General features: G+C 66.6%; 8 protein-coding genes. 4 read left to right on the top strand and 4 right to left on the bottom strand.

Features of this window, described 5'->3' with window-relative positions; all coding sequences use genetic code 11:
• Positions 1 to 247 precede the first annotated feature (247 nt).
• Both GGQ80_RS18195 and GGQ80_RS18190 read right to left on the bottom strand, forming a co-directional pair.
• Positions 248 to 1,555, bottom strand: a complete 1,308-nt coding sequence (locus GGQ80_RS18195) for a sensor histidine kinase (protein WP_183987521.1) — start codon at positions 1,553 to 1,555, stop codon at positions 248 to 250.
• The gene (locus tag GGQ80_RS18190; RefSeq protein WP_183987519.1) at positions 1,545 to 2,948 is read right to left on the bottom strand and encodes a sigma-54-dependent transcriptional regulator; all 1,404 of its coding nucleotides are present in this window, start codon (positions 2,946 to 2,948) and stop codon (positions 1,545 to 1,547) included. Before GGQ80_RS18190 ends, GGQ80_RS18195 begins: the two co-directional genes overlap by 11 nt.
• A 232-nt stretch (positions 2,949 to 3,180) precedes the next feature.
• Between GGQ80_RS18190 and GGQ80_RS18680 the strand changes: the two genes are divergently transcribed.
• The 4 genes from GGQ80_RS18680 to GGQ80_RS18175 all read left to right on the top strand — a co-directional run bounded on the left by GGQ80_RS18680 (position 3,181) and on the right by GGQ80_RS18175 (position 7,936).
• Positions 3,181 to 3,309, top strand: a complete 129-nt coding sequence (locus tag GGQ80_RS18680; protein ID WP_281375509.1) for a hypothetical protein — start codon at positions 3,181 to 3,183, stop codon at positions 3,307 to 3,309.
• Between the two features lie 121 nt (positions 3,310 to 3,430).
• Positions 3,431 to 4,738, top strand: coding sequence for an efflux RND transporter periplasmic adaptor subunit (locus GGQ80_RS18185; protein WP_246347209.1), 1,308 nt, complete (start codon positions 3,431 to 3,433; stop codon positions 4,736 to 4,738).
• Positions 4,739 to 4,753: 15 nt separating this feature from the next.
• The gene (locus tag GGQ80_RS18180) at positions 4,754 to 5,434 is read left to right on the top strand and encodes an ABC transporter ATP-binding protein (protein ID WP_183987517.1); all 681 of its coding nucleotides are present in this window, start codon (positions 4,754 to 4,756) and stop codon (positions 5,432 to 5,434) included.
• A gap of 18 nt (positions 5,435 to 5,452) precedes the next feature.
• On the top strand, positions 5,453 to 7,936 hold the full coding sequence (locus GGQ80_RS18175) for an ABC transporter permease (protein ID WP_183987515.1): 2,484 nt from the start codon (positions 5,453 to 5,455) through the stop codon (positions 7,934 to 7,936).
• A gap of 572 nt (positions 7,937 to 8,508) precedes the next feature.
• Here GGQ80_RS18175 and GGQ80_RS18170 read toward each other — a convergent pair.
• Both GGQ80_RS18170 and GGQ80_RS18165 read right to left on the bottom strand, forming a co-directional pair.
• A complete protein-coding gene (locus GGQ80_RS18170) occupies positions 8,509 to 8,961 on the bottom strand; it encodes a response regulator (RefSeq protein WP_183987513.1) in 453 nt (150 codons plus the stop codon).
• Complete coding sequence (locus GGQ80_RS18165; protein WP_343051096.1) at positions 8,958 to 9,266, bottom strand: sensor histidine kinase; 309 nt, start codon at positions 9,264 to 9,266, stop codon at positions 8,958 to 8,960. The genes GGQ80_RS18170 and GGQ80_RS18165 overlap by 4 nt, the downstream gene beginning before the upstream one ends.
• Positions 9,267 to 9,385 lie beyond the last annotated feature (119 nt).

The following is a 9,385-nucleotide window of genomic DNA, read 5'->3' as shown; positions in this document are numbered from 1 at the left end:
GCATCAACAGGCCGGACACACGGAAGCACCTGAACCTGCGCGATCCAATCTTCCGAACACCCCCTTGTATCCGACGGGGCGTCCACACACGGACACTCGTTCATGGCAGTCTGCAAGGACGGCCAGTGGGCAATCGGTTTGTCGAGCGCCGTTAGACCCTGCGTAACCCTCCGCACTGATGTCGATGCCGGTCGCACCCGCCACCACTGGCGCCGGTGTGTGCAGTCTTTGCGATAGCCAAATCTGCTCAATCGCGCCACAACTCCAGCCGCAGGATCGCGCCCTTCCCAGGTGCATCAAGGGCGCTGATCGCACCGCCATGCGCCACCGCGACCTGTCTTGCGAGCGACAGGCCGATGCCGGTGCCGGTCGGCTTGCTGGTGAAGAAGGGCAGGAACATGTCGGCGCGCACATCGTCGGCGATGCCGGGTCCGTTATCCTGAACGAGGATCGCGACGCGGTCGTTGGTCCCCTCGATCTCCAGCGTCACCCGGTCGGCGCCGGCTTCGGCGGCGTTCTTCAGCAAATTCAGAACCGCCTGGAGCAGCAGTTCCGGATCGGCGTGGAGATCCAGCCCCTCGGGCCGGACCGCCAGTTCGACCTCAACCGACCGACCGAAGCTTGCCTCTCGGAACAGCGCGACGACCGACTGCGCCCAAGCGGCGGCATCGAAGCGGCGTCGCGCGATCATCGGCAGCGTCGCATAGCGGCGATAGCTGGCGACGAAGCCGAGCAGCCCCTCCGCCCGGTCGGCGACGATGTCGATCGCGCGGCGGGCATCGCGGACATGGTCGTCGGGTGTGGCGATCCGTCCCATCAGCGTCGCCGCCGATCGGGCGAGCGAGGTGATGGGGGTCATCGAGTTCATGATTTCATGCGTTAGCACACGCACCAGATCGGCCTGTGCCGCGACTTCTGCGGCATCGAGTTCGCCGCCGATCGGGGCGATGGCGACCAGGCGGACAGGCGCCTGGGGGCGGATTACATCGGTGATGGTCACGATAGCGCGGTGGTGCCCGGCCCGCGTGTCGAACGACAGCAGAGTGCGCCCGAGCCGCCCCGTCGCCGGATCGCAGGCGAGCGCCAGCGGAGAACCGGCGCCGGTCAGCGTCGCGATCTGCTGACCGTCGCCATCGCGGAATAGCCCCCGGGCGGCCTGATTTAGTAGCTTAACCACCCCCTCAGCATCGACGGTGATCAGCGGCACCGGCGTTTTCTCGATCAAGGCGCGCTGGAAGCGGACATCCTCGCCCGCCACCTGCCGCTCGTCGCGCAACCGTACGGTGGCACGGTCTAGTGCTTCGGCGACCGGCCCGGGGCCGAAGCGCTGGGAAAGGTCGCCATGCCCGACCGCCTCCACGAAGCGCAACAGGTCGCGGTCGTGACGGCCAAGGAACCGCAGCAGCGAGCCGATCAGCGCGGCGAACAGCAGCGCGAGCAACAGCAGCAGCGTCAAGCTGTCGGGACGCGTCCAGGCCCAGGTAACGCCACCCCAGGCGATCGCGATCGCGACCAGATGTGCCAGCAGGCCCGGCAGATGACGGTCAGAGGCCATGCTTCTCCATCCGGCGGTAGAGGGCGAAGCGCGACAGGCCGAGTTCGGTCGCGGCTTGCGAGATATTGTAGCTGTGCTTGCGCAACGCCGCCTCAACCGTCTCGCGCTCCAGCCGGTCGAGGTTGAGCCCGGCCGGCGCGGGCGCCGGCGGCGGGGCGGCGACCACCGGCGCCACCGCCGCGCCGCGCCCCAGCGGGAAGTCGTCGATCTGATAGGCGTCGCCTGGGGCGAGGATCACCGCGCGTTCGGCGGCGTGGCGCAGCGCGCGAACGTTGCCCGGCCAATCGTGCGCGACCAGCGCTGCCAACACCTCGGGCGGCAGCGCGCGCTCGGGCGCGGCATAGCGCTGCTCATAGTGGCGCAGATAATGGGCGAGCAGCGCGGGAATGTCCTCGCGCCGCTCGCGCAGCGGCGGCAATTCAATCTCGACCGTGTTGAGGCGGAACAGCAGATCCTGGCGAAACACCCGGTCGTCGGCGAGCCGGGCGTGGTCGAGGTTGGTCGCGGCGATCACGCGGACGTCGATCGCTTCCGACCGGCTCGACCCCACCGGGGTAACCCGGCGTTGCTCCAGCGCGGTTAGCAGCTTGGGCTGGAGGTGAAGCGGCAGGTTGCCGACCTCGTCGAGGAATAGCGTGCCGCCATCGGCCGCGCGCAGCCGCCCGATGCTGTCGCCGCGCGCGTCGGTGAAGGCGCCCTTTACATGGCCGAACAACTCGCTGTCGAACAGCGTCTCGGCCACCGCACCCAGATCGACCGTCACCAGCGGCGCGGCGGCGCGGCGCGAGGCGGCGTGGATCGCGCGGGCGACGAGTTCCTTGCCGGTGCCGTTCTCGCCCAGGATCATGACATTGGCTTGCGTTGGCCCGGCGCGCGCGATCAGCGAATGGACGCGGCGCATCGCCGGACTGTCGCCGAGCAGGGACAGCGCCGCGGCGGTCGGCGCAGCGGCGGCGCCTTGCGACCTGGCGCCCTCGCCTTGGCCAAGCTGACGGCGCGACTGGCGCAGATTGGCGGCGGTCCGCACCGTCGTCAGCAGCCGGTCGTGGCTCCAGGGCTTGGACACGAAATCGGTCGCGCCACGCTTCATCGCCTCGACCGCGACCTGCACTCCGCTGTGCGCCGTGATAAGCACCACTGCGGCATCGGGATCGGTCGCCAGGATCGCGTCGAGGCAGCGGAAGCCCTCAGCGGCATTGGTGGCGCCGCGGGCGAAATTGCCGTCGAGCAGGATGACGTCGGGCGATCGGGCGACGCTCGCCATCGCCGCATCGGGCGAAGCGGCGGTGACCACGTCGTCGAACAGATCGTGCAGCAGCATCTGCGCGGCGACGAGGATGTCGGGGTCGTCATCGATGACGAGCGCCAGGGCATAGGGTCGGGACGAGGGCATCGCGGCTCCGCTGAGGATCGTCGTTTGCCCCGTGCTAAACAGAAATCGTGCCAGCTTCGACGGCGCAATGTGTGCGGCATCGCACGGCGGCCTGTGCGGTCGCGAACGCAGCGGGTGGTGGCCGGTCGGCGGCGCCTAGGCAAGCCACTGACATAGCTTGACTTTTGAAACTGGCACGATCGCTGCTGTGGGAAAGGCGTCGGCATCCCGCCGTGTCGAAAGGACTTCCACCATGCTCACTCGCACCGCCCATATGACCGCCGCGATCGTCTCGGCCGCACTGCTCGTCTTCTATGTGACGATCCTCCCCGTGCCCGCTCAAGCCACGGCCCATACGGTCACCGCGGCCGCTCAGCGCTGAAACGTGCGGAGGCGCACAGCGCGCTGTGCGGGATCGCACAGTGCGGGTGCCTCAAGCGCACACCCCTCTTCTGCGCACGGCTGGCACGCGCCTTGCGACACCCCGGCCGGGAGGTCGACGGATGGATCGAGCGATGACGATGGACGATGCCCCCCGCGCGGTCAGCGGTCACGGCATGGACCGGGTGGTCGCCCGTCGCGGGCTGCCGCGCCGGGCGAGGTTGGCCGCGCTGACGGCCGTCGCCGTGCTGGCGCTGATCGGAATCTATCTGGTCGCGCCCGCCGCTGACAGCCGCCGCATCGCCGCGTCGCGCCTGACCGTCTCGACGGTCACCGATGGCCGCTTCGAGGATTTCCTGCCGCTGCGCGCCCGCGTCACGCCGCTCGTCACCGTGTTCCTCGACGCGGTCGAGGGCGGCCGTGTCGACCGCATCCTGGTCGAGGACGGCGCGTCCGTGGTGAAGGGCCAGCTGCTGGCGGTGCTGTCGAACGCCGACCTGCAACTGTCGGTTCTCGCCCGCCAGACCGAAGTGACGCAGCAGATCAATTCGATGCGCAGCCAGGAACTGGCGCTGGCGCAAAGCCGCAACCAGAACGAACGCGACCGGATCGAGGCCGACCTGGCCGCGACCAAGGCGCGCCGCTTGTACGAGATGCAGGCGCCGCTCGCCGCCAAGGGCTTCGTCGCCGGCCGCACGTTCAAGGACACCGCCGACGACTATGCCTATCAGCGCCAGCGCGAAGCGGTGCTGCGCGCCGCGCAGGCGACCGACGAACAGTTGCAGAGCAGCCAGCTCGCGCAGCTGCGCACCTCCGCCCAGTCGCTCAACGCCAGCCTGGACATCGCACGCGGCAGCCTGGACGCACTCAACCTGCGCGCGCCCGTTTCCGGGCAGCTCACCGCCTTTCAGGTCCAGCTAGGCCAATCGATGGCGCGCGGCGCACGGATCGGCCAGATCGACAGCGTCGGCCGGTCGAAGCTGGTCGCCTCGATCGACGAATATTACCTCGGCCGGGTCGCGATCGGCCAGACCGCCACGATCGAATGGAACGGCAAGAGCTTCCCGATGAAGGTCGCCAAAATCTATCCGCAGGTGAAGAACGGCACGTTCGAGGTCGATCTGATTTTCACCAACGGCGAGCCGCCGGCGCTGCAGCGCGGGCAGACGATGCAGGCGAAGCTGACGCTAAGCGATCCCGCGCCCGCGCGGCTGATCCCCAACGGCGCCTTCTACAACGACACCGGCGGCGCCTGGGTCTTCGTGGTCGCGCCCGACGGCCGATCGGCCGAGAAGCGTAGCGTGCGCCTGGGTCGCCGCAACAGCGACTTAATCGAGGTGCTCGACGGGCTCGATCGCGGTGAGCGCGTCGTCACCTCTCCCTATACCGGCCTCGTCGACAAGACGCGGCTCGACCTATCCGCCGACTGAAAGGGCTTCCCACCGATGCTTCGCATGACCGATCTCTCGCGCGTCTATCGCACCGACACGGTGGAGACGTCCGCTCTCGATGGTATCCACCTCGACATCGCGCGCAGAGAATTCGTCGCGATCATGGGACCGTCGGGCTGCGGCAAGTCGACGCTACTCAACATCATCGGCATGCTCGATAGCCCGACGTCTGGTTCGTACCTGTTCGACGGGCAGGAAATCGCGACGCTGGGCGAAACCGCGCTGTCCGACCTCCGCAAATCGGCGATCGGCTTCATCTTCCAGAGCTTCAACCTCGTCGACGAGCTGACCGTGCGCGAGAACATCGAGCTCGCGCTGCTCTACCACAACATCCCGGCGTCGAGGCGGCGCGAGCAGGTCGACGCAGTGATGGACAAGGTGGGCATCGCCCACCGCGCACGGCATCGTCCCAGCCAGCTGTCGGGCGGTCAGCAGCAGCGCGTCGCGGTCGCCCGCGCGGTCGTCGGCGAGCCCAAGCTGATCCTGGCCGACGAGCCGACCGGCAACCTCGATACCGCGCACGGGGACGAGGTGATGCGGATGTTGCGAACGCTGAACGAGGAAGGCGCGACGATCGCGATGGTCACCCACTCGCCCGCGCACGCCGCCTATGCCGGGCGTACCGTCGACATGCTCGACGGCCGCGTCCTCGTCCAGACCCGTCGCGCAGCCTGACCCAGGGGAGATGCGGCCATGTGGCGCAACTATCTGACCACCGGCGCCCGCGCGCTGCTGAAGAACCGCACCTATGCGGCGATCACCGTATTTGGCCTGGCGCTGGGCCTGGCCGCCGCGATGCTGATCCTGCTCTACGTGCGCGACCAGCTTTCCTACGACCGAGCCGTGCCCGGGGGCAACGACGTCTACCAGCTGCAGGAGACGTTCGTCGCCCTGCGCAACGGCAAGGACGCGACGCAGCAGAGCACGCCCTATGTAACCGGGCCGGCGATGGTGAAGGATTTCCCGCAGGTCGTGGCTGCGGCCTATATGCAGAACACCTCGATGATCGCGCTTGAACGCGGCCAGCCGTTGCGGACCGAAGTGAGCCTGGTCGGGCCGGCCTATTTCAAGGTCTTCCCTCAGCGCTTCATCCACGGTGACGCTGCGACCGCACTGCGCGACGCGAACAGCCTGGTCGTCGGCGCTAAGCGCGCGGTGACGCTGTTCGGCACCACCGATGCGGTCGGGCGGACGCTGACGATGCTGAAGCGAGATCAGCAGATCAGCTATCGCGTGACCGCGGTCGTCGCCGATCCGCCGCGCAACTCGCATAACCAGGCGTCAATGTTCGCGCTGTTCACCGCCGATCGTCTGTCGCCGGGTGAGGATACGAACTGGGGCTGGACCAACGGCTATAACTACGTCCGGCTGCGCCCTGGCACGGACGTCGCGCCGATCAACGCGCAGATGCAGGCCTGGGCCGACCGCAATGCGCCCAAGGAGACCGTCGACGGCAAGCTGGTGCGCCAGGCCGAAAACGCGAAGTTCCGCTTGGTCGCGCTGCCCGATATTCATCTGAGCGGCGCGTGCTGCGGCCCCTCGGGGAGCGGCATGTCATGGACGACGATCACGACCTTCTCGATTCTGGCTGTCCTCATCCTGTTCATGGCCTGCGTGAACTTCACCAACCTGGCCACCGCTCGCGCCTCGCAGCGGGCGCGCGAAGTGGCGCTGCGCAAGGTGCTGGGCGCGTCGCGGCGGCAGCTGGTCGCGCAGTTCCTGGTCGAATCACTGATCGTGGCGACGATGGCGACGTTGGTCGGCCTTGGCCTGGTCGAGCTGGGACTGCCCTGGCTGCGCCAGTTCCTCGACGCCAGTATCCCGCTCCATTATCTCGGCGCCGACGGCATCCTGCTGCCCGCCATCGGCCTGACCTTGCTGGTCGGGTTGGTCGGCGGGCTCTATCCGGCCTTCTACCTGACCCGGTTCCAACCGGCGCAGGTGCTGAAGGCCAACCGCTCGGCCGCCGACACGCCCGGATCGGGCCGGCTGCGCAACGCGCTGGTGGTCTGCCAGTTCGCGATTTCGATCGGCCTCATCGCCGCGACCGCGATCGTCTTCGCGCAGATGCGCCACACGCTGTCGGCCGATCCTGGCTTCCGGCGCGAGGGCATAATCCAGATCGCCAACATGACCCGTGCGCAGGTGACGCCGTCGATCGCCGCACTGGAGCAGGAGATCGGCCGAGTGAAGGGCGTCGAAGAGGTCGCACTGACGTCGATCGCGATGAACACCCCGATGCGATCGTCGACCAGCCTCGTCCAGGCCGGGCGGCCGGCGGACGACATCGGCGTCTACCGCGTGGGCTACGGCTTCTTCGAGACGATGGGGATGCACCTGCTCGCCGGGCGCACGCTGTCGCAGACCCGCGCGCTCGACGATGCGACCATGATCGACGATCCAGAGGCCAGCCAGAAGCTGTTCGAGCGGGGGATGAACATCGTCGTCACCGCTTCCGCGCTAACCAAGCTGGGCGTCGCCACTCCGGCCGCCGCGATCGGCAAGACGGTGGGCCTCGGCATCAACGGCTTCAACGATATCTCGCAGCCGGCGACGATCGTGGGCGTGGTGGCGGACCCACGCTTCCGCGGCGTACGCGAGCCGCTCGATGCCACGGCCTTCTACCATACCGACGCCAATCTGAGCTTCCTGACGGTGCGCTTCGCCGATCCCGACCCCGCGGCGGTGATGGCGCGGATCGGCGCGGCGTGGAAGCGGGTAGTGTCCAACGTGCCGTTTGAGGCGCAGTTCGCCGACGACGCGGCGGCCGAGCTCTATCGGGCCGACCAGGCGTTGGGCACGATGTTCGCCGGCTTCGCCCTGCTTGCGGTGCTGATCGGCTGCCTGGGCCTCTTCGGGCTCGCCGCCTTCACGGCCGAGCGCCGCACGAAGGAGATTGGAATCCGCAAGGTGCTGGGCGCGCGCACCCGCGACATCGTGCGGCTGTTGGTGTGGCAATTCTCCAAGCCCGTGCTGGTCGCCAACATCATCGCCTGGCCGCTGGCCTGGTGGGCCATGCGGGCCTGGCTGAACGGCTTCGACGACCGCATCGCGCTGACGCCGCTGCCGTTCCTTCTTGCGGGTCTGCTGGCGCTCGTCATTGCCATCGTGACGGTCGCCGGCCACGCCACTCGCGTCGCCCGCGCCAAGCCGATCACTGCGCTCCGCTACGAATAGAAAGATCCGTAACCATGGAGTTTGCGCCCGTTATCGTCGCCTTCAGCAACATCGTGACACTAGCACTCGCTGCTTCTTTCGTCGCGGGATGGTACGGGGGTCGCAATTACCATGCCCGGCGCCGCCCTAATCGATCAGTCACTGAGTAGGACGCGAATGATAGTCATAGCACACTGGCCGATCTACGCGTGCGAATTCGCCATCTGGAGGCCAGAACGGCGGGGATCGATCTGTAGGTGCGGTCGTCTGTGCCGCTCTTGCTTGTTTTCGGCCGTGACTGGCGTATCCGAATAGTCGCGGTGACCGCACCGCCTTGCTTGAACCGGGCCGGCGCTGTGACCCAGTTCCGGCCATTCGCGGCCTTTTTTCGGCTTCCCACTTTCTGCCATCCATTCACATTAGCAGCGGAGAAGGTGCTGAGCCCGAGCTTCACTCGCTGTTCCACCAACGTTCCCAAAAAGGTCGGTCAATCGGGGCTTTTACATAGCTTCGGGCGTCCGTCACGTCGTTGGAAACAGATGCTAAATCGCTAGGTCTCGAAAGCGGTCAATTTGGGCGATGTCCTAATCGGGCTAGCCGGTTGAGGTAGACCATCTTCCTTCAAGGTGCGGTGAAGCGATCAAACTTGCCGGGCGCGGCATGCTGGGCGGTGGATCGAACACACCATTAGCCAGGTAATTGATGGCGGTGACCACGCCTGCATGCGAAAAAGGTTTGGCTATCACGCCATGCGCGCCAGAAAAGTCTGGGGGTATCTTCGATACATTAGCAGTGACGAAAACGATCAGTGCGTCGGGCCAGTGCGCCCGTATGTAGCGGCACACATCCAGACCGTTCGAGCCATCCGCCAGATGTATATCGACGAATGAAAGCTGAGGATTGAGGTCGCCGGGTAACGCTTCGACATCCTGAAGGCTTGCGGCTTCCGCCAGCACACGGTGGCCGCTGTCCTCGACCATGGCCTCGATGTCCATCGCAAGGAGCATCTCGTCTTCGACGATCAGGACGTCCAGCCGGTTGGTCATGATCCTACCCCGGTTTGCGGAAATGTGATCGTCACACACGTTCCGGGCGCATTGTCCTCCCAAGTCGCCTCGGCATGAGCCTGACGGGCGAGGCGGGTTATCAGTGAAGTGCCGATACTTCTGCCAGGGGCGGCAGAGGGCATGCCGGGTCCGTCATCGCATATGCGAATGGTCCCGTGATCATCACTTCCCTGGACCACAAGACTCAAATGTCCCGACCGGCCATTCGTAAAGGCGTGCTTGACTGCGTTGGTCAGGATTTCGTTAAGGATCAGACCGAGCGCCGACGCATTGGCGGCATCCACGAACAGCGGCTGCGCCCTGACATCTGAGCAGCCCCCACGGGGTGGTCCGGGTTGTTAGTTAGTGCATTGTCGTCTCCGCTGCCATTGCCGGTCGTAGGTGGAGCGAAGCGGAACCGGAG

Origin of the sequence: Sphingomonas jinjuensis (assembly GCF_014197105.1) — a bacterium.
In the GTDB taxonomy this organism is placed as follows: domain Bacteria; phylum Pseudomonadota; class Alphaproteobacteria; order Sphingomonadales; family Sphingomonadaceae; genus Sphingomonas; species Sphingomonas jinjuensis.
Note: the sequence above shows the minus strand (reverse complement) of the source record. Positions and strands in the feature narration are given on the sequence as shown.